The sequence below is a fragment of the Shinella kummerowiae genome (genome assembly GCF_009827055.1).
GTDB lineage: Bacteria > Pseudomonadota > Alphaproteobacteria > Rhizobiales > Rhizobiaceae > Shinella > Shinella kummerowiae.
In genome coordinates, this window is the sequence record NZ_WUMK01000008.1 from 242,092 (window position 1) to 268,056 (window position 25,965).

Consider the following 25,965-nt stretch of genomic DNA (forward strand, 5'->3'; position numbering starts at 1 on the left):
ACGACAGCTGTCCTCACCCGTCGATCGGCTCGGCGACCTGGATCAGGCAGTCGCCGGCCTGGCTGTCGCAATGCAGACGATGGGAGATGACGATGCCGCCTTCGGCAAAACGCAGCTCCTCCTCCGGCTGCTCCAGCCGTTCGAGATCGTGATACCAGCCGGCACGGTCGCCGACCGCGACCCGTGTTCCGAGTGCGACAGCCGGCTCGAACCAGCCGCGGCGATTGGCATAGATGCCCTGACTGTGCCGTGACAGCGAGAGAAGCTGTAACGCCGGCGGCGCCGGCAGGGATGCGCGCGACAGCACGGGAGCCTGGACGATGCCGAGCGCCACGAGCAGGCGGTCGATCGCCCCGGCCGTGAACGCCATGGTCTCCGGTGTCACCGTGCCCCCGCCACCGAACTCGCCCGAAAGGCCGATCGCCCCGGCCCGGCCCGCTGCCCCCATCGAAGTCGGTGCTGCCGGCCCGTTGTCGGCGATGAAGGCATGCGCGGCACCCATGGCCCGCATCAGCGAGACGGCGCGGGCAAAACGCGCGGCATCCGCCTGCCGCTCGATCAGTGTGCAGGGCAGATGCGCCATGGAGGTGCCACCCGAATGCAGATCGAGCACCACGTCGTGCGCCGGGAAAAGCACGTGTTCGAGGAAATGTGCCATCCGCGCCGTCGGCGTGCCGGCCGGATCGCCGGGAAAGGCGCGGTTGAGATTGCCGCCGTCGAAGGGCGAGCAGCGCTTCGCCGCCATCACTGCCGGCAGGTTCGCCATCGGCAGGATGGTGACGGCGCCGCGGATCTTGCCGATGTCGAGCAGACGCATCAGCCGCCCGAGCTGGAGCTCACCTTCATATTCATCGCCATGATTGCCGGCGATCAGCAGCAGGCTCGGCCCCTCACCGTTCCTGAGGCGCAAGATCGGTACGCGGATCTGATAATAGGGCGAACGGTCGATCGAATAGGGAATAGCAAGATGGCCGGACTGCCGGCCTTCCTGCGCAAAATCGATCGGGTTGACGAGGCCGCTGTGCATGATGCGCCTCTCAAAGCGCCGCGACGGCGGTCATTTCGACGCGCAGGTCGGGATCGGCAAGGCGCGCCTCGACACAGGCGCGGGCCGGCGGGTTCGCCGGGTCGATCCAGGCATCGTAGACGCCGTTCATGGCATCGAAATCGACGATCGCCGGCAGGAAGACATTGACGGCAAGCAGCTTCGAACGGTCGGTGCCGGCCTCCGTCAGCAGGGCGTCGATCTTGCCGAGCACGTCGCGCGTCTGGTCCTCGATGGCGGCCTTGCGGTCTTCCGCAACCTGGCCGGCAATATAGACGAGCCCGCCGAAGCTGACGGCCTGGCTCATGCGCGAGCCCTTCTGATAGCGCTGGATCATAGCGTGTTTTCCTTTTTTTGCCTTGGGAGGAGGGGGTCAGCCGAAGCTGGTGAGATAGGCGGTCACGACCCTGTGGTCCGGGTCGAGGCCGTAGAGGATGGCGTGCCGGTCGAGGCAGGTGCAGGGATGCGAAATGCCGAACTCGACCACGTCGCCGATGGCCACATCGCTGCCGGCGGGCAGGGTCACGAAGGCGTGCTGGTCGTTGAGGCGCAGCACGGCGGCACCGATGAAATCGGCGCGGCGCGCGCCGTCCCGATAAAGCGCAAGCGGCCGCGGCAGGCCCTGGTCGATCGCCACGTCGCGGAGGCCCATGCCGCAGATTGCAAGCCCCGGCTCGGGCCGCGACAGCACCTCGGCCCAGACCCGCAGCGCCGGCTTGAAGCCCTCTGATGCCGCGTGCGTCGTTTCTCCGAAGCGGAAACCGCCGCGCGCGTCGAGACCGGCAAGGCCGCGTTCATAAACGCCGTGATCGTGGAAGAAGATCGCCCCGCTGCGCAGCACCAGGCGGCAATCCGGATCGGCCGAGACCGCTGCCGAAAGCCCGGCCACGACCCTGTCGAAAAACACCGAGCCGCCTGCCGTCAGAATAAGTGGTCGCTCGCCGCCGATTCGGGCTCGGACAGTTGGCAGGAAGGCCGCCGTCATGGTGACCAGCCCGTCGATCCGAAGCAGGGTTTCATCGGCATCCGCCGTCGCAGCAGCGCCCTCATAGGCGGCGATGCCGGTCAGACGGAAGTTCGGCGTCTCGGCCGCAAGGATGGCGTCGACAATCGCGCCCGCCGCCTCAGGATCGCGCGCTCCGGCGCGTCCGGCCCCCAGTTCCACCATCAGGCCGAGCGACGGCAGATCGTCGCGCCCGCGCCAGGCGGCGGCCAGTGCGGCGGCGAGCGGGACGGAATCGACGAAGACATGCACCTCCGCATCGGGATAGCAGGCAAGCAAGGTGGCCAGCCGGCGTGCGGCGGCAAGGCCGCCGATCTCGTTGGCAAGCATCAGCCGGCGCTGGCCGGCCTTCAGCATCACCGCGGCCTGGCGGATATCCGCAACCGTCGTGCCCCAGGCGCCGGCCGCCAGCAGCGCAGCGGCAATCGCCGTCGACATCGGCGTCTTGGCATGCGGGGCGATGTCGACGCCATGATCCTTCACATAGGCCATCATCAGATCGATATTGCCGGCGAAAGCCTGCTGGTCGAGCGAGATCAGCGGCAACGCCATCGCACCGTCATAGGGTTTCCAGCCCTGCTCGCCGAGTGCCGCGAGCGGCAGGGGCGCATGTCCCGGCGGAAAACCGCGAATGCGGTCGTCGATCAGCGGATTGTCGGCGCCATTGGCGTGAAGGTCAGACATGGTTTTCTCCTTCGCCCGAGGCAGGATCGTTCATCCCGAGGCGGTAGGTATCGTTGGCGGTGGTGAAGAAGAGGGCCCGCTGCTCATCGATAGAGAGCGGAGCAGCAACGGCGCGGAAAACGTCGTAGACCTCGTCGAAAGAAGCGTGCAGGCCGGCGACGGGAAAATCGCTGGCAAACATCGACCGCTCCGGCCCAAAACAGTCGAGGCAGTGCTCGATCACCGGGCCAAGGCTTCCGGGCGTCCAGGCATTGTCGTAGGCGACGAGGTCGGAGATCTTCAGGCGGACATTCGGCTGCCTGCCGAGCGCACGAAGGCCGCTGCGCCAGAGCGCCATGCCGCCCTCCGTACGATCGGCCGGGCTGCCGCCGTGGTTGAGCACGAAGAGCGTATCGGGAAAGGCACCCACCAGGTCGAGCGCCTCGACCATCTGCCAGGGATAGAGCATGAGATCGAAGACCAGGCCGAGCCTTGAGGCATGGCCCAACCCGGCCCGCCAGACGGGATCGACCATCCGATAGGCGCGCGCGGCAAAACTCTTTGCCGGCTCAGGATGCCAGCTGACGATGTCGCGGATGCCAACCACGTTAGGATTGTCCGCTTCCGCATCGAGCAACCGAAACGCCTCGGGACTATCGAGGGGAACACGCACAACATAGCGCCTCGCCACGCCGGAACTGCGATCGAGGCCGTCCAGCCAGCGGCTTTCCTCGAGTGGATGGGCATCCGACCAGCCTGCCTCGACATGCACGGTGGCGACCACGTTCTGGTTTGCGGCATCGGCACGGTAGTCCGCGATGCCATAGTCGCGCAGGATCGGTACGAGGCTGCCGAAAACCATCTCCTCGCCGGCGATGTGCGCCTTTTCCAGCCAGGGATGGCGTTTCAGCGACAGGTCCCAGAGATGATGATGCGGGTCGATCGCCGGCCCGTCGTACCGCCCCGTCATCGTCGCGCCTCGCGGCCGGATACCAGCAGAAGCGACAGGATCAACGTGCCGAACATGATGGAGCGCCAGCCGGGTGAGGCATTGACGACGGTGATCAGCGCCGTCGTGGTGACAAGCAGGATGGCGCCGGGAATGGTGCCAGCATAGGTGCCGCGCCCACCGAGGATGGAGGTGCCGCCGAGCACGACGGCAGCGATCGACGTCAGCAGATAGGGATCGCCGATGCCGACATAACCCTGCCGGTTCATGCCAAGCACCAGAATGCCGGCAAGGCCCGCGAAGAAGCCGGACAACGCATAGAGGATCAGCGTGTTGCGCGCCACGCTGACCCCGGACAGGCGGGCGGCGAGCGGGTTTGCGCCGAGCGCCAGGAACCGTGCGCCGATCGGCATGCGGTGGATGATGAGCAGCACGGCCGCCGAAACCACGAGCCAGAGCAGGATGCCGGCCGGAACCCCGAGCGGTCTTGCCTGCCCCAAGAGAAGCACGGCGGGATTGCTGACGGTGACCGCGCTGCCGCCGGCGACGACGACAAGCAGGCCTTGCAGGAAGGTCGCCATGGCAAGCGTCATGATGATCGGCGGCACACGCAGATAGGCAGCACCCGCACCATTGAGGAAGCCGATGCCGGTGGCGATCGTCAACGCGAGGGCGACACCAACAAGGCCGGTCGGATCCCAGGCGGGCGAAATCAGCGGCACGAGGATCGCCGTGACGGTGATGACCGCGCCGACCGAAAGGTCGATGCCGCCCATCAGGATCACGAGCGTCTGGCCGGCGGCGGCAATGCCGATGACGGCGGCAAGCTCCAGCAGATAGCGCAGGTGCCCATAGGCGCCGAAGCCGCTCAGCGTGAGGCCGGCAACCAGCCAGACGAGCGCCACAAGAACGAGGGTGAGCAGCGGCGGATTGCGGAACAGGGATTTGACGGCCTTCATCGCCTGGCTCTCCACTGCTTGAGAAGTTCCGGCACCGCAACGGCACCGACGATGATGAGGCCCTGCGCGATGTATTGCGCGACCGGCGGGAAGCCGAGGAAGAACATCACGTTGATCATCACCGACAGCAGCAGGCTGCCGCAGACCGCCCCGCGCATCGTGCCCTTGCCGCCGAGGAAACCGACGCCGCCGAGCACCGCCGCGGCAATCGAGTTGAGCGTGAAGGGCGCGCCGATGACCGGATCACCCGAACCGGTCTGCGCGGCGACAAAGAGCCCCGCCAGTGCGGTCAGCAGGCCGGACAGCGCGAAGGCGGCGATCTTCACCCGCTCGACCGGCACGCCGGAGCGGAAGGCGCCGATCGGATTGTCGCCCGCCGCATAGATGCCGAGGCCGAGCGGCGTCGCCAGAAACACCTTCCACAGAAGCAGGATGAGGACGAGCAACAGGAAGGCGACGGGTGTGTGGCCGGCAAGCCCGGTGGAGAGCCAGCCGGGAATAAAACCGCCCGGGCGTGGCAGAAGAAGCAGCGCCACGCCGGTGATGATGAAGGAGCCGGCCAGCGTGACGATGATCGCCGGCAGGCGCAGTTGCGCCACGATGACGCCGATGACGGCGCCGATGCCAAGGCCGGTCAAGGCGACGGCGAGAATGCCGCCCGGCACGCCGAACACGCCGCCCATGGTGGTTGCCGCGATCACCGCGCCGAGACTGACGAGCGGGCCGATCGCCAGCGTGATGCCGCCGTTTAGCATCAACAGCGCCTGGGCCATGGTGACGAGCGCCAGCGGGAACCAGTTCTGCGTGAACTTGGAAAAGCCGCCGACCGAAAGGATGCCCGGGAAGAGCACGACATAAAGCACGAGGAAGGCGGCGACGACGAGGTAGAGACCGCCAAGGCCGCGATTGCGACGGCTTTGGATGGCACCGTACAGCCAGCCGGAGGACGAAACAGCGCTCATGCGGCCGCTCCCTTTCGATCGACGCCCATGGCCGCGCCGACAATGGCCTCTTCGCTGATAGCGTCACCGACAAGGGTCGCGGCGACATGGCCCTCGCGCAGCACGACGACGCGGTCGCACAGATGCACGAGTTCCGGCGTATCGGAGCTGGCGAGGATGATGAGCCGCCCTTCGGCGGCGAAGGCGCGCAGCATCAGGTAGATCTCCCGTTTGGTCTCGATATCGACGCCGCGTGTCGGGTCGTTGAGCAGCAACACGGAGGGATCGAGCGGCAGCCATTTGGCGAGCGCCACCTTCTGCTGGTTGCCGCCGGACAGCGCCTGAACCGGGCGGGCGACGTCGCCCTTGATGGTGAGCCGGCGCGCCAGATCGGCGATGAGGCCGGTCTCCGCCGGACGGTCGCGAAACCCGTTGCGCGCGAGCCGGCCGAGCGAAGGCAGGATGAGGTTCGATGCGATGGAATGGGGCAGGACCAGCCCCTCATGTTTGCGGTCGGCCGGCACATAGACGAGGCCGGCGGCATTCGCCGCGCCGACATCCGCGGGCAAGCCGGATTTTCCGGAAACCTCCGCGCTGGAGGCCTTGGCCGGGATCGCTCCATAAAGGCCCAGCAGCAGATCTTCCTGCCCCTGCCCGACAAGCCCGCCGATGCCGACGATTTCGCCGGCGCGGGCAGAGAAGGCGATGTCGCGCACGAGGCCTGCGGAAAAACCCGTAACGTCCACGCGCGGCGCGCCGGGCGTGCAGGCCGGGCGCGGCGGAAAGAGGTCACCCGTCTCGCGGCCGACCATCAGGCGCACCAGCCCTTCACCATCGATACCCGATAGCGACTGGTCCGCCGTGACACCGCCGTCCTTCAGCACGGTGACATGCGCGCAGAGCGCCTGCACCTCGTTGAGGCGGTGGGAAATGTAGAGAAGTGCTGTGCCGCGGTCCCGCAGCATCTCGATGACGCCGGCCAGAATGCCCGCCTCATGGGCGGAAAGCGAGGAGGTCGGCTCATCGAGGATGAGCACACGCGGCTTGCGGAACAGCGCCTTGGCGATCTCCACCATCTGGCGACGGCCAAGGGCGAGATCGGCAACCGGCATGTCGAGCGGCTCGGTCAACCCCACCATGGCGCAGACCTCTCGCACACCACGGTGCAGGGCTGCATAGTCGATCAGGCCGAAGCGGCGCGGGAAGGCGCCGAGCCCGATGTTTTCAGCAATCGACAGGTCGGCGGTGAGGCTGAGTTCCTGCTGCACCACGGCGATGCCGGCCGCGCGGGCGGTGGCCGGGCTGAAACGCCCGACCGGCCGACCGTCGACGGCAATCGCGCCGCTATCCGGCTGGAGAGCGCCGGAAAGAAGATTGATGAGTGTGGACTTTCCAGCGCCGTTCTCCCCCAGCAGGGCGTGCACCCTGCCGGGATGAAGGGCGATATCGACGCCCTTCAGAACGGGATTGCCGAAAAATCCCTTGAACACCTGCCGGGCCTCCAGCAGGGGTTTTTTGTCCGTCATGACGGCATCCTTCACGCGGATTACTGGGCGAGCAGCTTGTCGAACAGCGCCTTGTCGTAATCCGAGTAGATGTAACCGTCGGCCGGGAACTTGTCGGCACGGGCGAGGTAGCTATCGATCGTGCTGTCGTCGATGACCGGCAGCGGCACCCTGATGAAGGCCGGCACGTCCTTGCCTTCCAGCGCCTGCACGGCCGTATAGACCGAGAATGCGCCGAGCCAGTTCGGCTGCATGGTGGCCCAGCCCTTCAGGCCCTTTTCCTTCCACAGTTCGAGGAACTGGCGGGCGTTCTCGCCGGTGATCGGCACCTGCTCGCGACCCTGGCGGTCGAAGGCCATGACGGAACCGGCCGAGATTGCGCCGCCGAGCGACAGCACGCCGTCGATTTCCGGATTGGCGAAGAGCAGGCTGGTCATCGCTTCCTGTGCGGGGGCAGCGTTGTATTCGGTGTTCGTCTCGGTGATGATTTCGAGACCCGGATTGGCGTCGAGCACCGGCTGGGCACCCTTGCGGCGGTCGTCGCTGACGGAAATGCCGGCCGGGCCGTTCATGACGATGATCTTGCCCTTGCCGCCGAGCTGCTCGGACAGCCACTTGGCGGCGCCCGCACCCCATTCGGCGGAATCGGTGTTGATCTTCGCCGTCACCTTGTCGGTGTTGACGAGGCTGTCGAAGTTGACGACGGCGATACCCTTGTCGCAGGCGTCCGAAATCACGCGGTCGAGCGCATTGGACGAGCCGGCGATGATGACGATGGCGTCGACATTGGCGTCGATCATCGACTGGATGTGCTGGATCTGCGTCTGCGCATTGCCCTGCGCGTCGGTTATCATCAGATCCTTGACCAGGCCGGCCTTCTTCAGCTCCTCAACTTCGGCGGCAATCGTGCCTTCCGTCTGCTTCATCCAGGTCGGCACGGAATAGATGTTCGCCCAACCGACCGTATAGGGCGCCTTGCGGTCGCCCTTGATGCAGTTGGCGGCGGCCGACGCCGTGCCGGTCGACAGGACGAGGAGGGCGGCGAAAGCGGCAGCACCCGCCAGAAGACGGCTGCGCAGTCCCGTGGAGAGGTGATTTTCAGAATTTTTCATGGCGTTCCCCTTTTTGTTCGGCCAGCGGTTACGGGCTTGCCATCCGCTAAAGTCCAATATACCGTACATATGATCTAAATATTGGACGTCGCGATCTTATGCAGATTTTCACCGCCTGCAAGAGGGGGCTGGAAATTTCATGCGGCGCGACGGAAGCCTGCGGATTGACAGATGTCACGGCGGGCGTGAGAAGCTTGGCTGACGAAGGGCAGGGACCGACAAGAATGGATGCACTTTCCGACGATGCCGGGGGAAAACGGGCCCGCGGGCTCGACCGCGCCTTCGAGATCCTCGATTTCCTGCGCCAGAAGCGCCAGGCGCTGAAACCGAACGAGATCGCCGCGCAGATCGGCGCGCCGCGTTCATCCGTCTATGAGTTGGTGAATCTCCTGCTGCGCAACGGCATTCTGGAATTCACCGGTGGCGAGGGCCGCGTCTATCTCGGCCGCAAGCTCTACTTCCTCGGCGCTGCCTACGAGAACCATTTCGACTTCACCCGCGAATGCGAGGCGGTGCTGGAACGGCTGGCCGACGAGACGCGCGAGACCGCGCAGTTCTGCATGCTAGACGGCAACAAATACACGGTCGTGCGCATGCGCGAGGGTGCGCGACCCTTCCGCATCTCCACGGATGTCGGTCAGTCGGTGCCGATCCCGTGGACGGCGTCCGGCCGACTGCTCGTGGCACATATGAGCAATGAGGACATCCTGACCTTCATTCCGCCGCAGGATTTCTGCCTGCCGAGCGGCGAGTGGCTCGATCCGCAAGCCTTCCTCGCCGAGGTGCGCCAGGCCGAGCGGGACGGGCTTTTTACCTTCAACAGCATCGTCGACAGCTTTACGCATTGCTTCGCCGTGCCGGTCACCGACGAAGAGGGCCATGTGGCGGCAACGCTCTGCCTCGTCGCACCGCGCGATGACGGGCTTGCCAACCGCGAACGTTATCTCGACTGCCTGAAGGACGCAGCCCGCGGCCTCAGCCATGCCCCGGCGCGGCCGAAGCGGAGCTGAAGTCCGGCGTCAGGGCGCCGGATTGCATAGCCAGCGATCCATACCCGCTGCCGCCGCCCGGCCGGTCGCGAAACAGGCCGTCAGGAGATAGCCCCCGGTCGGCGCTTCCCAGTCGAGCATTTCGCCGGCGACGAAGACACCCGGCATAGATTTCAGCATATAGGCCTCGTCGATGGCATCGAAACGAATGCCGCCGGCCGACGAAATTGCCTCGGCAATCGGCCGCGGCCGAACGAGGCCGAGCGGCAAGGCCTTGATCGCGGCGGCCAGTGCTGCCGGCGCGAGGCCCGCAGCATCGGCACGGCATTCGCGCAGCAGCGCCGCCTTCACACCATCGAGCCCCACCGCCTTGCGCAGGCGCGTGGAAAAACTCGCCTTGCTCCCCTGCCGGACGAGATCCGCCGCAAGCCGTTCGGCCGAGCGCCCCGGCGCCAGATCGAGCACCAGCCTTGCCGCACCCGTTTCCTCCAGCGCATCGCGAAGCGCCGCGGCATGGGCATAGATCAGGCTGCCTTCGGCGCCGGTTTTTGCGATGACGAATTCGCCGGGGATCGTTCCGGCCGCCGATGTCGCGGTGACACCCTTGACCGGCGCACCGGCAAACCTTTCCACGAACACAGCCGACCAATCGACGTCGAAGCCACAGTTGGCCGGGCGGAGAGGCGCAATATCGACACCCTTTTCTGCAAGCTCGCCAACCCATGCGGCATCCGAGCCGAGCCGTGGCCAACTCGCCCCGCCAAGCGCCAGCAGCACGGCAGCGAAAGCCAGCACGGCCTCACCCTCCGGCGTTTCGACGAGCAGACCTTCGGACGCAAAACCCTTCCAGCGGTGACGCACGCGGATTTCGACACCCTGTTTTTCCAGCCGCGCCCGCCAGGCACGCAGCAAGGGCGAGGCCTTCATCACCGTGGGAAACACCCGGCCGGACGTGCCGACGAAGGTTTCGCTGCCGAGCGCCAGCGCCCAGGCCCGCAGATCCTCCGGTGTGAAGGCATCGAGCGCCGGGCGCAGCCGGTCATTCGCCGCGCCGAAACGGCTGACGAAACGCGCATACGGCTCCGAATGAGTGATGTTGAGGCCCGACTTGCCGGCCAGCAGGAATTTCCGCCCGATGGTCGGCATGGCCTCCAGCACGGTCACGGCATGGCCGCGTGCGGACAGCGCGTCTGCCGCCATCAGCCCGGCCGGCCCGCCGCCGACGATCGCGATCCGCTTGCTCATGCTGCTCCACCTTGAAAATCCTGGCCATCCTCATAAGTCGTCTCCGATGGCTGCGCCAGTGATCGCGCGCCGTCGGGCGTGTAAGGTCGCACAAACGAATCGGAGACGGTCATGGACATCAAGCGCAACGGCACCAATCCTTCGACGCCCGGCCCGGCGGATTATTTCACCGGCAATGTCCGCCTCGACACGCCGTTCAAGGCCGAGGCGCCCGGCCGCGCCGGCGGCGCGATCGTCACCTTCGAGCCCGGAGCGCGCACCGCCTGGCACACCCATCCGCTCGGCCAGCTCATCATCGTCACCACCGGCCTCGGCTGGGCGCAGCACGAGGGCGGACCGATCGAGGAAATCCGCCCCGGCGACGTCGTCTGGTTTCCACCCGGCGAAAAACACTGGCACGGCGCCACAGACCGGACCGCAATGACCCATGTCGCCATCGCCGAGTCGCAGGACGGCTCGCCGGTGACCTGGCTGGAAAAAGTGACGGACGAACAATACCGCGGCGGAAAGGCCTGACGATCAATCGGCCGACGGATCGTATTTGCGTGTGAAGGGCACGCCGTTGAACGTGTGCGTACAGCAGGCGCAGCCAGGCTCCATATGCTCGACACGCAAGTCCGGGTCGACCTGCCGTAGCCGGTTGTCCGCGTCAACGAAAAGACCACTGTAATAGGCGTTTTCGCCGATCAGCACGAACGGGCTTTTCTCCGTATCCGACCGGGCAACCATCCAGAAGATCGGCTCGGGCCTGTCGAGCCGCGCCACCGCCTCGGCATGCACGGCATCCCAATCCTCACCAAGGCGCGACAGCAGGAATTTGAAGAGCGGCGTATAATCAAGCCCGCGGCGCTGCTTGCCACGCATGGCGCCGTCATGCACCCGGTCTTCCCGGCGCCGCGACCAGCGATAGTCGCCGCCGGACCTATGAAAGACACCGCGGGTTCGCGTGTTGACGCTTCGATAAAGCGGTTTCTTTTGCCGCATGTGTGCTCCAGCCGTGCGATCACACCGCGTTTTAGCGTGAAAGGCCGGCCGAAGACAGCCGGTCAGTTGGGCAGGCCAGGCGCCTCATGGCCGGTCTGCGCGACATATTCGGTATAACCGCCCGGATATTGATGCACATCGTCGCCGTTGAGTTCCAGCACGCGGTTCGACAGCGCACCGAGGAAACGCCGGTCGTGCGAAACGAACAGCATCGTGCCTTCATATTCCGACAGGGCCTTGATCAGCATTTCCTTGGTGTCGAGGTCGAGATGGTTCGTCGGCTCGTCGAGGATCAAAAAGTTCGGCGGATCGAACAGCATCGCCGCCATCACGAGACGCGCCTTCTCGCCGCCGGAAAGCACCCGGCATTTCTTCTCGACGTCATCGCCGGAAAAACCGAAGCAGCCCGCCAGCGTGCGCAACGGCCCCTGCCCTGCCCGCGGAAACTCCGCCTCCAGCCATTCGAACACCGTCAGGTCGCCGTCCAGCAGATCCATAGCATGCTGTGCAAAGTAGCCGACCTTGACGCTCGCCCCGACCGTCACGCTGCCCTCGTCCGGCGTCGCCGCGCCCGCAATGAGCTTCAGCAATGTCGACTTGCCGGCACCGTTGATGCCCATCACGCACCAGCGCTCCTTGCGACGGATCAGGAAGCTGAAATCGCGGTAGATCGACCGGCTGCCATAGGCCTTGTTGACGTTCCTGAGATTGACAACGTCCTCGCCGGAACGCGGCGCCGGCTGGAATTCGAACATCACCGTCTGGCGCCGGCGCGGCGGCTCGACCCGCTCGATCTTGTCGAGCTTCTTCACCCGGCTCTGCACCTGGGCGGCATGCGAGGCGCGCGCCTTGAAGCGCTCGATGAATTTGATTTCCTTGGCAAGCATCGCCTGCTGGCGCTCGAACTGCGCCTGCTGCTGCTTCTCGTTCTGCGCCCGCTGTCCCTCGTAGAAGCCGTAGTCGCCGGAATAGGTGGTCAGCGAGCCGGCGTCGATCTCGATGATCTTTGTCACGATGCGGTTCATGAACTCACGGTCGTGCGAGGTCATCAGCAGCGCGCCGTCATAGCCCTTCAGGAACTGCTCCAGCCAGATCAGGCTTTCGAGGTCGAGATGGTTGCTCGGCTCGTCGAGCAGCATGACGTCCGGCCGCATCAGAAGGATGCGGGCAAGCGCTACGCGCATCTTCCAGCCGCCGGAAAGCTTGCCGACGTCGCCGTCCATCATCTCCTGGCTGAAACTCAGGCCCGCCAGCACCTCGCGCGCCCGACTCTCCAGCCCATAGCCGTCGAGTTCCTCGTAACGCGCCTGCACCTCGCCATACCGCTCGATGATTGCGTCCATCTCGTCGAGCCGCTCCGGATCGACCATCGCCGCCTCGAGGTCACGCAGTTCGGCGGCCACCGTGCTCACCGGCCCCACCCCGTCCATCACCTCGGTGACGGCGCTGCGCCCGGCCATCTCGCCGACGTCCTGGCTGAAATAACCGACCGAGACATTCTTCTCGACCGAAACCTGCCCCTCGTCTGGCGCCTCCTGCCCGGTGATCATGCGGAAAAGCGTCGTCTTGCCGGCACCGTTTGGCCCCACAAGTCCGATCTTCTCGCCACGGTTCAACGCGGCCGATGCCTCGATGAAGAGGATGCGATGGCTGTTGGACTTGCTGATGTTCTCGATGCGGATCATGAAAAGCGGGCCTCGTCGTGTTCCGCGCCCTATGCCATGCCGCAGTGCAGCGAGTCCATGCCGCGGATGCAGGAAAACCGGCAAATTCAGGCTGTAGTGCCGCTCTTCGCGTTCTATCTCGCGCCAGCGGCCCATCTCGGAGGAAGGCGAGAGGCATGAGCCTCATCCATCAAAAAATGCATGTCGATGGAATAAGACGCCAAACGTCCCGTTCTTCCCTCGCAACACGGCAATGGTGCCTGTGAACCGAGGAGTTTTCAAATGGTGACGAAACGCGGAAACGACGACGACAACCGGATCGTCGGCACGAACCAGACGGATTACCTCTATGGCCGTTCGGGCGATGACCTGCTGTACGGCTATGGCGGCGACGACTTCCTCTATGGCGAGGAAGGCAATGACCGTATCGATGCCGGCAGCGGCCACAACCAGGTCTGGGGTGGCTCGGGCAACGACCGTATCGTGTCCGGCAATGGCAACGACAAGCTGTGGGGCGGCGAGGGCGACGATGTGCTGCGCGCCGGCGACGGCAACAACCGGCTGATCCTCGACGAAGGCAACGACTACGCCGTCGCCGGCAAGGGCAGCGATTATATCAGCGGCGGCGAAGGCAATGACAGGATCTATGCCGGGGCGGGCAACGACACGCTTTCCGGCGGCGAGGGTGACGACACGATCTTCGGCCAGTCCGGCAACGATCGCATCGTCGCGCATGAAGGCAACGACGTCCTGAACGGCGGCGCCGGCAACGACCGGATGACCGGCGGCGAAGGCGCCGACCTCTTCGTCTTCAACGGCGGTCGCGACACCCTCACCGACTTCGAGAACGGCGACGACCGCATCGACGTATCGTTCTACAATCAGTTCGACAGCTATTCCAACATTCGCAGCGCCGCCAAGCAAGTCGGCACCGACGTCATCCTCCGCGCCGGCAGCGACTATCTGGTGATCGAGGACACACGCCTCAGCGAACTCAGCCACGACGACTTCAGCTGGTAAGGCGTCGATCGAGGCCAGCTTTGTGCACATCCCGGAGCCAATCAAACGCCGCCGATCCCCCCGGCGGCGTTCGTTGACCGCAACACGGTTCCGCAAACTCAAACGCAGGCTCCCGCCAACCGCCAAGCGGCCCGGAACCCGGCTCCAAGCGCCGGCTCAATCAATTGAAAAGTTGGAATATATGGCGGAGAGGGTGGGATTCGAACCCACGATACGGTTGCCCGTATGCCGCATTTCGAGTGCGGTGCTTTCGACCACTCAGCCACCTCTCCGCTTTGCTGGTCGGCGCTCTTCAGCGCGGGGCGGTACATAGCGGGTGTCGGACGGGCTTGCAAGGGGGCTGGAGGCCGGAATGTTCATCTATTTGTCACGGTGACGGAAATTCCCTTGACAGTTTTCATCGCCTCACCTATTGCGCAAGGTGCAGTGGCATAGGTTTAGCCCGTGCCGCGACGCTGGTTCTTTGTGCCGCACATCCTTGGATCTTTCAAGCGTGGCACCGTGCACGGAACCATTTGGGCCGGTGATGCGCCAATGCATCGCCATAATCGACTGACAAAAAGACGGCCGTGCCTTTCCAGGGCAAAGAGCCGGCACGAACATGAAAGGATATAAAATGTTCGCAGTCATCAAGACCGGCGGTAAGCAGTACCGCGTGGCCGCCAACGACGTTCTGACAATCGAAAAGCTGTCGGGCGACGCTGGTGCGAAGATCGAATTCACCGAAGTGCTGATGGTCGGCGTCGGTGCCGATGCGACGATTGGTGCACCCTTCGTCGAAGGCGCCATCGTCACCGCAGAAGTCGTCGAGCATGGCCGCGCCAAGAAGGTTATCGCCTTCAAGAAGCGTCGTCGCCAGAACTCGAAGCGCTCGCGCGGCCATCGTCAGCACAACACGACTGTCCGTATCATCGACATCGCCGCAGCCGGCAAGGCAAAGAAGGCTTCCAAGAAGTCTGAAGCCGCCGCTGAAGCAGCAGCCGAATAATCCGGACAGGTAAAGGAGAACTCCCATGGCACACAAAAAAGCTGGCGGCTCCTCGCGCAACGGTCGCGATTCCGAGTCCAAGCGCCTTGGCGTGAAGAAGTTCGGCGGCGAAGCCGTCATCGCAGGCAACATTATCGTCCGTCAGCGCGGCACGCAGTGGCATCCCGGTGCCAATGTCGGCCTGGGCAAGGATCACACGATCTTCGCTCTTACAGCTGGCAATGTGAATTTCCGTACGAAGGCCAACGGTCGCGTCTACGTGTCTGTCGCCCCGAAAGCGGAAGCAGCGGAATAAGCCGGTAGCGCTCTAAAACAGCCGGCGTCTCATCGACCCGGCTGGCGCTACAGGTTTCAGGCCTGAAGAAGAAAACAGGGGAGATGGGGCAACACCCATCTCCCCTTTTTTGTTCTGGAGGACTGAACCATGCAAACCGAATTGTTGAGAGGAGACCAATCGCGGTCTCCCAAGGAAAGGCTGAGGCCTGAACGGTCAAGGACCGATTGCCCGATCTTGCTGTCGCAGAGGCTCGTCATGAGAGCCCCGCACGAAGACGACATCGACGCCCTTGCCCATCTCGCCAACAACGCCAACATCGCCAACATGGTCGCCCGCATGCCCCACCCTTACACGGTGGCGGATGCCGCCGATTTCGTGCGACGCACACGCGCCGGCGCGATTGGCAAGTGCGTCTATGCCATTACCAAAGCCGACAACGGCGCCTTCCTCGGTTGCTGCGGTATCGAACCGCATGAGGACGGACGCACGGTCGAGCTTGGCTATTGGCTGGGCGAGCCCTACTGGAACCAGGGATACGTCACCGAAGCGGCCCACGCGCTGATCGACATGGTCTTCCGCACCCGCGACGTCGAGCAGATCGACGCACGCTGCCGGGTCATGAACATCCCGTCGCGCCGGGTCATCCAGAAGTGCGGCTTCCAGTTCCAGGCGACTGGCATGGTGCAGAGTCTTTCGGTCGGCGGCATGGTGCCCGTCGAATGGTACAGGCTCGACCGCAAGACCTGGGTCTCGCTGAAGAGCTGGGGAGGCATGCGATGAACGCGATGCAAACCCAGATCGACCGCGAGCGCGTCACCGGTCCCGGGCCCTGCCCGGTCGTCACGACGCCGCGTCTCGTGCTGCGCCCGCATCGCCTGTCCGATGCGGACGCGATCGCCCAGTCGCTTGCCGACTTCCAGGTCTCGCGCATGCTGGCGCGGGTGCCCGCCCCCTATGATCGGCAGGATGCGACCGAATGGCTCTCGGTCATCACGACCGATCTCTTCGAGGGCTGGGCCTTCGCCATCACCGCAGGAGACGACGTGCATATCGGCTGCGTCTCCTTCGAGCGCCGCGGCAGCGAATGGGAGCTGGGCTACTGGCTCAACCGCTTCTATTGGGCGCGCGGCTACATGAGCGAGGCGGTGCATGCGGCAACGGCCCGTTTCCTGATGCGGATGCCGGGCACGGACATCCACTCCGGCATCTTCGCCGACAATGTCGCTTCGCTGAGGGTGCAGGAAAAGACGGGCTTCCGCATCACCGGATGCAGCGATGTGTTCAGTGTCGCCCGTGGCGCGATGGTGGCGCATATCGAGACACGGCTGGAGCCGGGCGATTTCCGGCCGGCCGCACCACGGCATTGATAGGAACCGGGGCGGAGAAATCCGCCCCGGTTTTCTCACGAAAGCTCGAACCAGACCGGCATGTGATCGGAACCGAAGGCGGTTTCGTCGACCCAGGCATCCGTCAGCCGCTCGACGAGGCCATGGCTGAGGAAACAATAATCGAGGAAGAGGCGATCGGCATGATCCTTGGGGTTGATCCAGCTGAAGCTTGCCGCATGGCGCTTGCCGAGACCAGCCACCGCATCGACCGGATGGGTGGCACGGATCTGCCGGCCGTAAAGCGCATCGATCCCGCCGACCATTTCGCAGTATTCCGGCGATTCCGGCACCATGTTGAAATCGCCCATCAGCACATAATCCTCCGGCACCGGCGGCTCGGCCACGCCGAATTCATGCGCACCGGAAATCGCCCCGCCCTCGAAGCCGTAAAGCTGGGCGCGGTCCTTGAGGTAGCGGATCTGCGCGATGCGCTCGTCGCGGTGGACATGGTCGAGATGCACGGAGTAGACGCGGATCGGCCCCTTCGGCGTGGCAATTACCGCTTCGGTGGCGCCCCGTTGCAGGTTGAGCTTGTCGAGCGTACGCGTGCGCGGCAGCGGGATGAGCCGGGTCGACAGGATCGGCCAGCGCGAAAAGATCATGTTGCCGAACTGGAAGCGGCGGTTGACCACCCGGCCCTTCTCGATCGCCGAGCCGGCATCGAGATCGCAGGCCGGCCAGTAGACGGAGTAATGGTTGGCGAGCAGGGTCTGCAATTCTGCGACCATGTCGACATTCCCATTGCGGTGAAAGTTGCGGGTCACCTCCTGCAGCGCGATGATATCGGCGCCGTGGATGCTGGAGACGATGCGCGGCAGGTCGAATCGGTCATCGAGGCCGATCCCGTACTGGACGTTGTAGCTGACGAATTTCACGATAGTCTTTGACCTCTGCGGGAAGCGGCTATATCGAAGACGGCAAAATGACCACGACCATACAAATAAAGCGAACGGCGAGCCTATGAAGTTCCTGGACGAAGCAAAAGTCTATATCCGGTCCGGCGACGGCGGGGCAGGGGCTGTCTCCTTCCGACGCGAAAAATTCATCGAATTCGGCGGACCGGACGGCGGCGACGGCGGGCGCGGCGGCGACGTGTGGGTGGAGGCCGTCAATGGTCTCAACACGCTGATCGATTTCCGCTTCCAGCAGCACTTCAAGGCTTCGACCGGCACGCACGGCATGGGCCGAAACCGCACCGGCGCGAATGGCGCGAGCGTCACGCTGAAAGTGCCGGTGGGCACGCAGATCTTCGAGGAAGACAACGAGACGCTGATCGTCGACATGGTCGTGGAAGGCCAGCGCTTCAAGTTGGCGGCCGGCGGTAATGGCGGCTTCGGCAACACGCATTTCAAGTCGGCCACCAACCAGGCGCCGAACTGGGCCAATCCGGGCCTCGAGGGCGATGAAAAGACCATCTGGCTCCGGCTCAAGCTGATTGCCGATGCCGGCCTCGTCGGCCTGCCCAATGCCGGCAAGTCGACCTTCCTCGCGACCTGCACGCGCGCGCGACCGAAGATCGCCAACTATCCGTTCACGACGCTGCACCCGAACCTCGGTGTCGCGACGATCGATGGCGGCGAATTCATCCTTGCCGACATTCCGGGCCTCATCGAAGGCGCGCATGACGGTGTCGGTCTCGGCGACCGCTTCCTCGGCCATGTAGAGCGCACACGCGTGTTGTTGCACCTCGTCTCCGCACAGGAGGAGGATGTCGCCAAGGCCTACAAGACGGTAAAACACGAGCTGGAAGCCTATGGCGGCGGCATTACCGACAAGCCGGAGATTGTCGCGCTCTCGCAGATCGACCTGCTGGACGAGGACGAACTGAAGAAAAAGACCAAGGCGCTTCAAAAAGCCTGCGGGCAGAAACCGCTCCAGCTGTCCGCCATCGCCAATGTCGGCATGATCGCCACGCTCCGGGCGCTGCGTGACGTCATCGTTGAAGCAAAGAATTCCGGATCCGACGACTGAGATGACGAAAAACCGCAAACCGCTCGGAAAGTACCGCCGGATTGTGATCAAGATCGGCTCGGCCCTGCTCGTCGACCGGGCGACGGGGCTGAAAAAGGCATGGCTCGATGCCATGTGCCAGGACATTGCCGCACTGAGGGCCGGCGGCACCGAGGTGCTTGTCGTCTCCTCGGGCGCCATCGCGCTCGGCCGCTCGGTGCTGAACGTGCCCGCCGGCGTGCTGAAGCTGGAGGAGAGCCAGGCAGCGGCGGCCGTCGGCCAGATCGCGCTCGCCCGTGCCTGGTCGGAAAGCCTGTCGGCCGATGGCATCGTCGCCGGGCAGATTCTCCTGACGCTCGGCGATACGGAAGAGCGCCGCCGCTATCTCAATGCGCGCGCGACGATAAACCAGCTGCTGAAGCTCGGCGCGGTGCCGATCATCAACGAGAACGATACGGTCGCCACCACGGAAATCCGCTACGGCGACAACGACCGGCTCGCCGCCCGCGTCGCCACCATGACGGGCGCCGACCTGCTCGTGCTGCTCTCAGATATCGACGGGCTCTACACGGCCCCGCCACATCTCGACCCCGACGCACGTTTCCTCGAAACGATCGACGCGATCACGCCTGACATCGAGGCGATGGCCGGCGGGGCGGCGTCCGAACTGTCGCGCGGCGGCATGCGCACCAAGATCGATGCCGGCAAGATCGCGACGGGCGCCGGCTGCGCCATGATCATCGCGTCGGGCAAGGTCGACCATCCGCTGCGTGCCGTCGAAGAGGGTGCCCGCTCCTCCTGGTTCGCGCCTTCCGGTTCGCCCGTGACGGCGCGTAAAACCTGGATTGCCGGGCAGTTGCAGCCGGCCGGGCGTCTGGAGATCGATGCCGGTGCCGAAACGGCGCTCGCATCGGGCAAGAGCCTGCTGCCCGCCGGTGTGCGCGGCGTCTGGGGCTCGTTTTCGCGGGGTGACACGGTTTCGATCTATGGCACGAACGGCCGCGAGATTGCCCGTGGGCTTGCCGGCTACGATGCCGACGAAGCGCGCCTCATCGTCGGCAAGAAATCGGCGGAGATCGCGACCATTCTCGGCTATGCCGGACGCGCTGCGATGGTGCACAGGGACGATCTCGTGGTGACCGGCCATTCCACGCCGATCGCCCAGGAGGCGGGGAAGGATTTGAGCCATGCTTGATCAGGTCAAGACCGACATCGACGCCCTGATGGCCGAGATCGGCCGCAACGCCCGCGCGGCCGCCCGCCCGCTGGCCATTGCCAGCGCCGAGCAGAAGAACCGCGCGCTGGAGGCCATTGCGGCAGAGATCTTTGCCGGCCGGGAGGCCATTCTCGCGGCAAACGCCATCGACCTTGCCAATGCCAGGGAAAGCGGCGTTGCCGCCTCCTTCATCGACCGCCTGACGCTGACGCCCGAGCGCATCGAGGGCATCGCCACGGCGATCCGCGACATCGCGGACCTGAAGGATCCGGTCGGCGATATCATCGCCGAATGGGACCGTCCGAACGGCCTGCATATCGAGCGCGTGCGCACGCCGCTCGGCGTGATCGGCGTGATCTATGAAAGCCGGCCGAACGTGACGGCGGATGCCGGCGCGCTGTGCCTGAAGGCCGGCAATGCCGTCATCCTGCGTGGCGGTTCGGACAGCGTAAATTCATCGCAGGCTATCCATTCCTGCCTTGTCGCCGGCCTGAAGAGTACCGGCCTGCCGGAACATGCGATCCAGTATGTGCCGGTGACCGACCGCGCCGCCGTGGGTGCCATGCTGTCTGGCCTCAACGGATCGATCGACGTCATCGTGCCGCGCGGGGGGAAAAGCCTCGTCGCGCGGGTGCAGAGCGAGGCGCGCGTACCGGTCTTCGCCCATCTCGAAGGCCTGTGCCATATCTACGTCGACAAATCGGCCGAGCTCGGCATGGCCCAAAAGATCGTCGTCAACGCCAAGATGCGCCGCACCGGCATCTGTGGTGCTGCGGAAACGCTGCTGATCGACCGCACCGTCGCCGATACGCATCTGGCACCGCTGGTCGAGGGCCTGCGCGCCTCCGGCTGCGAAGTGCGCGCGACGGAGGAAATCCGCGCCCGCATCCCCGACCTCGTCGCGGCCACGGAAACGGACTGGTCGACGGAATATCTCGACGCCATCATTTCCGTCTCGCTGGTCGACGGCATTTCCGGCGCGATCGAGCACATCAACCGCTGGTCTTCCGCCCATACGGAAGCGGTCATCGCCGAGGATCCGGCGGTCGTCGAGCGTTTCTTCGCCGAGATCGATTCGGCGATCCTCGTGCACAACGCCTCCACGCAGTTCGCCGATGGCGGCGAGTTCGGCATGGGCGGCGAGATCGGCATCGCCACCGGCAAGATGCATGCGCGCGGCCCCGTTGGCGTCGAGCAGCTCACCTCGTTCAAATACCGGGTGCGCGGCACCGGACAGGTGCGGCCCTGAGGTGACGTCGGACGCGGTTGCAGACCACTATCTGAAAATGCCGCATGTTGAAAAAGGCATGTCGGTCGGCCTGTTCGGCGGCTCCTTCAATCCGCCGCACCAGGGCCATGCGCTAGTCGCCGAAACGGCGCTCCGCCGCCTGGGGCTCGATCAGCTCTGGTGGATGGTGACGCCCGGCAATCCGCTGAAGGACCACCGCGAACTGGCCCCACTCGCCGAGCGTATCCGCCTGAGCGAGGCCATGGCGCCCGGCCCGCGCGTCAAGGTGACCGCCTTCGAAAAGCGGCTCGGCCAGAACTATACGGCCAAGACGTTGGAACGTGTGCAGGCGCTGAACCGCGGCGTGCACTTCGTCTGGATCATGGGTGCCGACAATCTCAAGAATTTCCACAAGTGGCAGAACTGGCAGAAGATCGCCCGAACCTTCCCGATCGCCGTGATCGACCGTCCGGGTTCGACGCTCTCCTACCTTTCCTCGCGCATGGCAAAAACCTTCGACTATGCCCGTGTTGACGAGGAGGATGCCATGTCGCTGCCCGGTCGCCCAGCGCCCGCCTGGACCTTCATTCACGGGCCACGTTCGGGGTTAAGTTCCACAGCGTTGCGGACCGCACAGAGCTAAAGCATGTCCAGCCGAAGCGGCATCGCTTCGCCGTCGGATAATGCGGTAAAAACAAAAATCTGGAGCAGCTCGGGTGTTTCGAAATTCACCGGAAATGCTCTAGAGAAAACCATCCATCAGAAGTACGTCTTGAAACTGGCACCTATTGATGCCTACATTTAGTATGTACCGGTCCGGTATGCCGGTACGAGATGTGCTGTCCTGGTACCCAGAAAGGAACGAACCTGACAACAGTGCACGCAAAGGGAAGCGCCAAAAGCGTTTTCTCGAAAAGCCCGGGACGTGGCGACGATGCCGCCGACCGTGCGCTTCAACTGGTCCTCGCAAGCCTCGAGGACTCCAAGGCAGAAGATATCGTCAGCATCAACATTGCCGGTAAATCGGCGCTGGGCGACTACATGGTGGTCGTGTCCGGACGCTCGAACCGTCATGTCATGGCGATCGCCGATCACCTCATTTCCGATCTCAAGGACGAAGGCCTGGGCAATGCCCGTGTCGAAGGCCTCGAGGCGGGCGACTGGGTGCTGATCGACGCGGGCGATATCATCATCCACGTGTTCCGGCCGGAAGTCCGGGAGTTCTACAACATCGAACGGATGTGGGCAGCTCCCGAGATCGAGGACGGCACCGTACACTGAGCAATTCCGGCAAAGCGCGACGCGGCTTTGCGTCCGGAATTGCGCATCGCGATAACGCCGGGCACCTGTCCGGTGAAGAACAGGGGTGACGCGATTTCGCGCCACCGTGAACGGACAGGACGAAGGCAATGCGGGTTGGACTTTTTTCGGTGGGACGGCTGAAGGCCGGCCCGGAGAAGGATCTTGCGGCCCGCTACATTGACCGTTTCGCGAAGGCCGGTCCCGCCATCGGCCTCGAACTCGGCAAACTTGCCGAAGTCGGCGAAAGCCGCGCCGGCAATGCCGAGACGCGCAAGCGCGAGGAAGCGGCGATGCTGGAAAAGGCGCTGCCCGACGGCGCCGTGCTGATCCTGCTCGACGAGCGCGGCAAATCGCTCGATTCACCCGCCTTTGCCGATCTCATCGCCGGTTTCCGCGACGGCGGCAAACGCGATCTGATGATCGCCATCGGCGGCGCCGACGGGCTCGATCCGGCGCTCTACGCCCGCGCCGACGCCACCCTCTGCCTCGGCAAACTCACCTGGCCGCACCAGCTCGTGCGCATTCTCCTCGCCGAGCAGCTCTATCGCGCCGTCACCATTCTGTCCGGCCACCCGTATCACCGCAGCTGACATGCGCAATCGCCACGCAAGGCTGGAAGCGCAGGGTGGCAGAGGCCGTATTTTTGGCGCTGTTTGTTGCCCAAGTGATTCCGTGATCGCGGGATTTCTTGGCGAAAGCGCCAAATCAGCTTAGAGCGGTGGGAACGGACGTTCGGGAGACGATGAGGAAAACCGGCACAATCAACCGGGATGAAGGGTTTGGCCGCCTGCTGCGACCGGCTTTGCTTTCGGCTGCCATCATGCTGGCCATTGCACCCCATCCGATTGCCGCCGAGCCGAACGAGGCCGAGGTCACGCAGGAAAAGACCGGTTCGCTGCCGAAGGCCGAACCTGATCCGGCCGCAGCCCTGGCACTTCGCCGCGACAGCACGCGCCGGGAGCTGGAAACGCTCTCCCAGTCGATCACCGTCTCGACGGAAAAGACAAAAGCGCTGGAAGCGGAAATCGCCACGCTCGAAAAATCGCGGCAGAGCCTGCGCGAGGCGATCGTCAAATCCGCCGCCACGCGCAAGGACATGGAAGAGAAGATCCTCGCCGGCGAAAAGCGGCTGGAGGGCATGCGCGAGCGCGAGGCCGGTGTGCGCGCCTCGCTGCACGACCGTCGCGGCCTTCTGGCGGAGGTGCTGGCGGCCCTCCAGCGCATGGGCCGCAACCCGCCGCCCGCCTTGCTGGTGACGCCCGAAGACGCGCTGTCTTCCGTGCGCAGCGCCATTCTTCTTGGCGCGGTCGTGCCGGGTATCCGCAAGGAAACCAATGCGCTTGTCGACGACCTTGCAGCCCTGATGGACATCAAGAGCGATATCGACCGCGAAAAGACCGAGCTGACCGACGCGATGCAGGTGCGCATCGAGGAAGAGAAGCGCTCGGAGCTGCTGGTCGCCCAGAACGAGGCTCTGGCGGAAAACAACAACCGCACGCTGGCAGCCGAACGCCGGCGCGCCGGCGAACTCGCAGCCCGCGCGACCAGCCTCGAAGGCCTGATCGGCAGCCTGGAGCGCGACATCGGCTCGGTGCGCGATGCGGCCGCCCTTGCCCGCGCCAAGGAAGAGGAACTGCGCAACCTGAGCGCGGCCGAGCGGGAGAAGGCGCGGGCCATCGCGCGCGATGCGGTGCCCGACAAAAACCGCATTGCTCCGGCATACGAATTCTCCGAACTGCAGGCAAAACTCGATTATCCCGTGGCAGGCGACGTTCTGCGCCGATTTGGCGAAGCGGACGGCACCGGCCATGATTCGCAGGGGCTGACGCTGGCCGCCAATCCGGGCGCGCTGGTCACGGCGCCGTCGGATGGCTGGATCGTCTTTGCCGGCACGTTCCGCAGTTATGGGCGCATGATCATCCTGAATGCCGGGGCGGGCTACCATCTTGTTCTCTCCGGCATGGACCGGGTGAATGTACGAGAGGGTCAATTCGTCGTGGCGGGAGAGCCGCTTGCCGTGATGGGTGAAAAAAGGGTTGCGAGTGTCAACGCTTTGACGCTGGAAACAGACAAGCCGACACTTTACATTGAATTCCGAAAGAACGGAAAACCGGTTGATTCCCGGCCGTGGTGGTCCGCAAAATATTCTGGAAAGGCACGCAATGATACGTAGGGCTTCTCTTGTTCTCGTCGGTGCACTCATGGGTGCCACGGCGATGAGCGTCATCAACACGGCAACATTGCCTGCCGAAGCCGCGGGCTCGTCGACCTACCGCGAGCTTTCCATCTTCGGTGACGTCTTCGAGCGTGTGCGCGCCCAGTATGTGACGCCGCCGAAGGAAGACCAGCTGATCGAGAATGCCATCAACGGCATGCTCACCTCGCTCGACCCGCATTCGTCCTACATGAATGCAAAGGATGCCGAGGACATGCGCACGCAGACGCGCGGTGAATTCGGCGGTCTCGGCATCGAAGTCACCATGGAAGACGAACTCGTCAAGGTCATCACGCCGATCGACGACACGCCGGCATCCCGCGCGGGCGTTCTGGCCGGCGACTTCATTGCCAAGATCGACGGCGCGGAAGTGCGCGGCCTGAAGCTGGAAGAAGCCGTCGAAAAGATGCGTGGCGCCGTCAACACGCCGATCAAGCTGACGCTGATCCGCAAGGGCGCCGACAAGCCGATCGAACTCACCATCATGCGCGATATCATCGCCGTGAAGGCAGTGAAGTCCCGCGTCGAGGGCGATGTCGGTTACCTCCGCGTCATCTCGTTCACGGAAAAGACCTATGACGACCTCGAAGCCGCGATCGAGAAGATCAAGGAAGAGGTCCCGGCCGACAAGCTGAAGGGCTATGTGCTCGACCTGCGCCTCAACCCGGGTGGCCTGCTCGACCAGGCGATCAACGTTTCCGACGCCTTCCTGGAACGCGGCGAGGTCGTCTCGACCCGCGGCCGCAACGAGGATGAAACCCGCCGCTTCAACGCGACGCCGGGCGACATCACCGACGGCAAGCCGGTCATCGTCATGGTCAATGGCGGTTCGGCCTCGGCTTCGGAAATCGTTGCCGGCGCTCTCCAGGACCTGCGCCGCGCCACCGTGCTCGGCACGCGCTCCTTCGGCAAGGGCTCGGTCCAGACCATCATCCCGATGGGCGACGCCGGTGCGCTTCGCCTGACGACGGCGCTCTACTACACGCCGTCGGGCAAATCGATCCAGGGCACCGGGATCACGCCGGACGTCACGGTCGAGCAGCCGCTGCCACCTGAATTGCAGGGCAAGCTGGAAGCCGCCGGCGAATCGAACCTGCGCGGCCACATCCAGGGCCAGAGCGAGACCGAATCCGGTTCGGGTTCGTCCGCCTATGTGCCGCCGGAAGCCAAGGACGACCTGCAGCTTCAGTACGCGCTGGAACTGCTGCGCGGCCAGAAGAGCGACCCGTCCTTCCCGGCCAATCCGGAAAAGGCCGAACTGAAGAAGTAAGACGCATTCGCAGGGCCCGTCGCAGCGCGGGCCCTGTTTTCCTCCGCACCTT

27 protein-coding genes and 1 tRNA gene are annotated in these 25,965 nt (G+C 64.4%); 15 read left to right on the forward strand and 13 right to left on the reverse strand.

The window, feature by feature from the left end:
• Positions 1–13 precede the first annotated feature (13 nt).
• Genes GR138_RS21440 through GR138_RS21475 form a run of 8 tightly spaced genes read right to left on the reverse strand, consistent with a single transcriptional unit; the run spans position 14 to position 8,177 of the window.
• Positions 14–1,027 (reverse strand): M14 family metallopeptidase, encoded by a 1,014-nt coding sequence (locus GR138_RS21440; protein WP_160861305.1) that lies wholly within the window; start codon positions 1,025–1,027, stop codon positions 14–16.
• Between the two features lie 10 nt (positions 1,028–1,037).
• Positions 1,038–1,382 carry a RidA family protein gene (locus GR138_RS21445; protein ID WP_160861306.1) on the reverse strand — a complete coding sequence of 115 codons (345 nt, stop codon included), beginning with the start codon at positions 1,380–1,382 and terminating at the stop codon, positions 1,038–1,040.
• Positions 1,383–1,418: 36 nt separating this feature from the next.
• Positions 1,419–2,732 (reverse strand): alanine racemase, encoded by a 1,314-nt coding sequence (locus tag GR138_RS21450; protein ID WP_160861307.1) that lies wholly within the window; start codon positions 2,730–2,732, stop codon positions 1,419–1,421.
• Positions 2,725–3,681: an amidohydrolase family protein gene (locus GR138_RS21455; protein ID WP_160861308.1), complete on the reverse strand. Its 957-nt coding sequence runs from the start codon at positions 3,679–3,681 to the stop codon at positions 2,725–2,727. The genes GR138_RS21450 and GR138_RS21455 overlap by 8 nt, the downstream gene beginning before the upstream one ends.
• Positions 3,678–4,619 (reverse strand): ABC transporter permease, encoded by a 942-nt coding sequence (locus tag GR138_RS21460; protein WP_160861309.1) that lies wholly within the window; start codon positions 4,617–4,619, stop codon positions 3,678–3,680. Before GR138_RS21460 ends, GR138_RS21455 begins: the two co-directional genes overlap by 4 nt.
• On the reverse strand, positions 4,616–5,581 hold the full coding sequence (locus GR138_RS21465) for an ABC transporter permease (RefSeq protein ID WP_160861310.1): 966 nt from the start codon (positions 5,579–5,581) through the stop codon (positions 4,616–4,618). The genes GR138_RS21460 and GR138_RS21465 overlap by 4 nt, the downstream gene beginning before the upstream one ends.
• Positions 5,578–7,086, reverse strand: a complete 1,509-nt coding sequence (locus tag GR138_RS21470) for a sugar ABC transporter ATP-binding protein (protein WP_160861311.1) — start codon at positions 7,084–7,086, stop codon at positions 5,578–5,580. Before GR138_RS21470 ends, GR138_RS21465 begins: the two co-directional genes overlap by 4 nt.
• Before the next feature lie 20 nt (positions 7,087–7,106).
• A complete protein-coding gene (locus tag GR138_RS21475; protein ID WP_160861312.1) occupies positions 7,107–8,177 on the reverse strand; it encodes an ABC transporter substrate-binding protein in 1,071 nt (356 codons plus the stop codon).
• A 224-nt stretch (positions 8,178–8,401) separates the two neighbouring features.
• On the opposite strand from GR138_RS21475, the gene GR138_RS21480 reads away from it, so the two are divergent.
• Positions 8,402–9,187 carry an IclR family transcriptional regulator gene (locus GR138_RS21480; RefSeq protein WP_160861313.1) on the forward strand — a complete coding sequence of 262 codons (786 nt, stop codon included), beginning with the start codon at positions 8,402–8,404 and terminating at the stop codon, positions 9,185–9,187.
• Between the two features lie 9 nt (positions 9,188–9,196).
• Here GR138_RS21480 and GR138_RS21485 read toward each other — a convergent pair whose 3' ends face one another.
• The gene (locus GR138_RS21485; RefSeq protein WP_160861314.1) at positions 9,197–10,411 is read right to left on the reverse strand and encodes a TIGR03862 family flavoprotein; all 1,215 of its coding nucleotides are present in this window, start codon (positions 10,409–10,411) and stop codon (positions 9,197–9,199) included.
• A 111-nt stretch (positions 10,412–10,522) separates the two neighbouring features.
• Here GR138_RS21485 and GR138_RS21490 point away from each other — a divergent pair, with 111 nt between their 5' ends.
• Positions 10,523–10,927: a (R)-mandelonitrile lyase gene (locus GR138_RS21490; RefSeq protein WP_160861315.1), complete on the forward strand. Its 405-nt coding sequence runs from the start codon at positions 10,523–10,525 to the stop codon at positions 10,925–10,927.
• Positions 10,928–10,930: 3 nt separating this feature from the next.
• Here the strand turns inward: GR138_RS21490 and GR138_RS21495 are convergent, their stop codons facing one another.
• A complete protein-coding gene (locus tag GR138_RS21495) occupies positions 10,931–11,395 on the reverse strand; it encodes a hypothetical protein (RefSeq protein ID WP_160861316.1) in 465 nt (154 codons plus the stop codon).
• Positions 11,396–11,457: 62 nt separating this feature from the next.
• Positions 11,458–13,080 carry an ABC-F family ATP-binding cassette domain-containing protein gene (locus GR138_RS21500; protein WP_160861317.1) on the reverse strand — a complete coding sequence of 541 codons (1,623 nt, stop codon included), beginning with the start codon at positions 13,078–13,080 and terminating at the stop codon, positions 11,458–11,460.
• A 261-nt stretch (positions 13,081–13,341) separates the two neighbouring features.
• Between GR138_RS21500 and GR138_RS21505 the strand changes: the two genes are divergently transcribed.
• Positions 13,342–14,079 carry a calcium-binding protein gene (locus tag GR138_RS21505; protein WP_160861318.1) on the forward strand — a complete coding sequence of 246 codons (738 nt, stop codon included), beginning with the start codon at positions 13,342–13,344 and terminating at the stop codon, positions 14,077–14,079.
• A 182-nt stretch (positions 14,080–14,261) separates the two neighbouring features.
• Here GR138_RS21505 and GR138_RS21510 read toward each other — a convergent pair.
• Positions 14,262–14,351, reverse strand: a tRNA-Ser gene (locus GR138_RS21510).
• A 344-nt stretch (positions 14,352–14,695) separates the two neighbouring features.
• On the opposite strand from GR138_RS21510, the gene rplU reads away from it, so the two are divergent.
• The 4 genes from rplU to GR138_RS21530 all read left to right on the forward strand — a co-directional run bounded on the left by rplU (position 14,696) and on the right by GR138_RS21530 (position 16,711).
• Positions 14,696–15,067, forward strand: coding sequence for a 50S ribosomal protein L21 (gene rplU, locus GR138_RS21515; RefSeq protein WP_160861319.1), 372 nt, complete (start codon positions 14,696–14,698; stop codon positions 15,065–15,067).
• A 25-nt stretch (positions 15,068–15,092) separates the two neighbouring features.
• A complete protein-coding gene (gene rpmA / locus GR138_RS21520) occupies positions 15,093–15,362 on the forward strand; it encodes a 50S ribosomal protein L27 (protein WP_160861320.1) in 270 nt (89 codons plus the stop codon).
• A 129-nt stretch (positions 15,363–15,491) separates the two neighbouring features.
• Positions 15,492–16,124, forward strand: coding sequence for a GNAT family N-acetyltransferase (locus GR138_RS21525; RefSeq protein ID WP_160861321.1), 633 nt, complete (start codon positions 15,492–15,494; stop codon positions 16,122–16,124).
• Positions 16,121–16,711 carry a GNAT family N-acetyltransferase gene (locus tag GR138_RS21530; RefSeq protein ID WP_160861322.1) on the forward strand — a complete coding sequence of 197 codons (591 nt, stop codon included), beginning with the start codon at positions 16,121–16,123 and terminating at the stop codon, positions 16,709–16,711. Before GR138_RS21525 ends, GR138_RS21530 begins: the two co-directional genes overlap by 4 nt.
• Positions 16,712–16,746: 35 nt before the next feature.
• On the opposite strand, the gene GR138_RS21535 is transcribed toward GR138_RS21530, so the two are convergent.
• Positions 16,747–17,607: an endonuclease/exonuclease/phosphatase family protein gene (locus GR138_RS21535; protein WP_160861323.1), complete on the reverse strand. Its 861-nt coding sequence runs from the start codon at positions 17,605–17,607 to the stop codon at positions 16,747–16,749.
• 85 nt (positions 17,608–17,692) lie between these two features.
• Between GR138_RS21535 and obgE the strand changes: the two genes are divergently transcribed.
• The 8 genes from obgE (at position 17,693) to GR138_RS21575 (ending at position 25,913) form a co-directional block, all read left to right on the forward strand.
• On the forward strand, positions 17,693–18,703 hold the full coding sequence (gene obgE, locus GR138_RS21540) for a GTPase ObgE (protein ID WP_160861324.1): 1,011 nt from the start codon (positions 17,693–17,695) through the stop codon (positions 18,701–18,703).
• Position 18,704: 1 nt separating this feature from the next.
• Complete coding sequence (gene proB / locus GR138_RS21545) at positions 18,705–19,877, forward strand: glutamate 5-kinase (protein ID WP_160861325.1); 1,173 nt, start codon at positions 18,705–18,707, stop codon at positions 19,875–19,877.
• Complete coding sequence (locus tag GR138_RS21550) at positions 19,870–21,147, forward strand: glutamate-5-semialdehyde dehydrogenase (protein ID WP_160861326.1); 1,278 nt, start codon at positions 19,870–19,872, stop codon at positions 21,145–21,147. Before proB ends, GR138_RS21550 begins: the two co-directional genes overlap by 8 nt.
• Positions 21,148–21,184: 37 nt before the next feature.
• Positions 21,185–21,769 (forward strand): nicotinate-nucleotide adenylyltransferase, encoded by a 585-nt coding sequence (locus tag GR138_RS21555; protein WP_246200621.1) that lies wholly within the window; start codon positions 21,185–21,187, stop codon positions 21,767–21,769.
• A 191-nt stretch (positions 21,770–21,960) separates the two neighbouring features.
• Positions 21,961–22,407, forward strand: a complete 447-nt coding sequence (gene rsfS / locus GR138_RS21560) for a ribosome silencing factor (protein ID WP_160861328.1) — start codon at positions 21,961–21,963, stop codon at positions 22,405–22,407.
• Positions 22,408–22,535: 128 nt separating this feature from the next.
• Positions 22,536–23,018 carry a 23S rRNA (pseudouridine(1915)-N(3))-methyltransferase RlmH gene (gene rlmH / locus GR138_RS21565; RefSeq protein WP_160861329.1) on the forward strand — a complete coding sequence of 161 codons (483 nt, stop codon included), beginning with the start codon at positions 22,536–22,538 and terminating at the stop codon, positions 23,016–23,018.
• 152 nt (positions 23,019–23,170) lie between these two features.
• Entirely contained in the window at positions 23,171–24,601 is a 1,431-nt protein-coding gene (locus GR138_RS21570) for a murein hydrolase activator EnvC family protein (protein ID WP_246200614.1), read from the forward strand.
• A complete protein-coding gene (locus GR138_RS21575; protein WP_160861330.1) occupies positions 24,591–25,913 on the forward strand; it encodes a S41 family peptidase in 1,323 nt (440 codons plus the stop codon). Before GR138_RS21570 ends, GR138_RS21575 begins: the two co-directional genes overlap by 11 nt.
• Positions 25,914–25,965: the final 52 nt, after the last annotated feature.

Coding starts and splice junctions, on each gene's coding strand:
- obgE (WP_160861324.1), top strand. CDS start 17,693: ATGAAGTTCCTGGACGAAGCAAAAGTCTATATCCGGTCCGGCGACGGC.
- GR138_RS21490 (WP_160861315.1), top strand. CDS start 10,523: ATGGACATCAAGCGCAACGGCACCAATCCTTCGACGCCCGGCCCGGCG.
- GR138_RS21505 (WP_160861318.1), top strand. CDS start 13,342: ATGGTGACGAAACGCGGAAACGACGACGACAACCGGATCGTCGGCACG.
- GR138_RS21455 (WP_160861308.1), bottom strand. CDS start 3,681: ATGACGGGGCGGTACGACGGGCCGGCGATCGACCCGCATCATCATCTC.
- GR138_RS21480 (WP_160861313.1), top strand. CDS start 8,402: ATGGATGCACTTTCCGACGATGCCGGGGGAAAACGGGCCCGCGGGCTC.
- GR138_RS21485 (WP_160861314.1), bottom strand. CDS start 10,411: ATGAGCAAGCGGATCGCGATCGTCGGCGGCGGGCCGGCCGGGCTGATG.
- GR138_RS21460 (WP_160861309.1), bottom strand. CDS start 4,619: ATGAAGGCCGTCAAATCCCTGTTCCGCAATCCGCCGCTGCTCACCCTC.
- GR138_RS21440 (WP_160861305.1), bottom strand. CDS start 1,027: ATGCACAGCGGCCTCGTCAACCCGATCGATTTTGCGCAGGAAGGCCGG.
- rplU (WP_160861319.1), top strand. CDS start 14,696: ATGTTCGCAGTCATCAAGACCGGCGGTAAGCAGTACCGCGTGGCCGCC.
- proB (WP_160861325.1), top strand. CDS start 18,705: ATGACGAAAAACCGCAAACCGCTCGGAAAGTACCGCCGGATTGTGATC.
- GR138_RS21445 (WP_160861306.1), bottom strand. CDS start 1,382: ATGATCCAGCGCTATCAGAAGGGCTCGCGCATGAGCCAGGCCGTCAGC.
- GR138_RS21575 (WP_160861330.1), top strand. CDS start 24,591: ATGATACGTAGGGCTTCTCTTGTTCTCGTCGGTGCACTCATGGGTGCC.
- rsfS (WP_160861328.1), top strand. CDS start 21,961: ATGTGCTGTCCTGGTACCCAGAAAGGAACGAACCTGACAACAGTGCAC.
- GR138_RS21555 (WP_246200621.1), top strand. CDS start 21,185: ATGCCGCATGTTGAAAAAGGCATGTCGGTCGGCCTGTTCGGCGGCTCC.
- GR138_RS21500 (WP_160861317.1), bottom strand. CDS start 13,080: ATGATCCGCATCGAGAACATCAGCAAGTCCAACAGCCATCGCATCCTC.
- GR138_RS21475 (WP_160861312.1), bottom strand. CDS start 8,177: ATGAAAAATTCTGAAAATCACCTCTCCACGGGACTGCGCAGCCGTCTT.
- rlmH (WP_160861329.1), top strand. CDS start 22,536: ATGCGGGTTGGACTTTTTTCGGTGGGACGGCTGAAGGCCGGCCCGGAG.
- GR138_RS21470 (WP_160861311.1), bottom strand. CDS start 7,086: ATGACGGACAAAAAACCCCTGCTGGAGGCCCGGCAGGTGTTCAAGGGA.
- GR138_RS21550 (WP_160861326.1), top strand. CDS start 19,870: ATGCTTGATCAGGTCAAGACCGACATCGACGCCCTGATGGCCGAGATC.
- rpmA (WP_160861320.1), top strand. CDS start 15,093: ATGGCACACAAAAAAGCTGGCGGCTCCTCGCGCAACGGTCGCGATTCC.
- GR138_RS21465 (WP_160861310.1), bottom strand. CDS start 5,581: ATGAGCGCTGTTTCGTCCTCCGGCTGGCTGTACGGTGCCATCCAAAGC.
- GR138_RS21525 (WP_160861321.1), top strand. CDS start 15,492: ATGCAAACCGAATTGTTGAGAGGAGACCAATCGCGGTCTCCCAAGGAA.
- GR138_RS21570 (WP_246200614.1), top strand. CDS start 23,171: ATGAGGAAAACCGGCACAATCAACCGGGATGAAGGGTTTGGCCGCCTG.
- GR138_RS21495 (WP_160861316.1), bottom strand. CDS start 11,395: ATGCGGCAAAAGAAACCGCTTTATCGAAGCGTCAACACGCGAACCCGC.
- GR138_RS21450 (WP_160861307.1), bottom strand. CDS start 2,732: ATGTCTGACCTTCACGCCAATGGCGCCGACAATCCGCTGATCGACGAC.
- GR138_RS21530 (WP_160861322.1), top strand. CDS start 16,121: ATGAACGCGATGCAAACCCAGATCGACCGCGAGCGCGTCACCGGTCCC.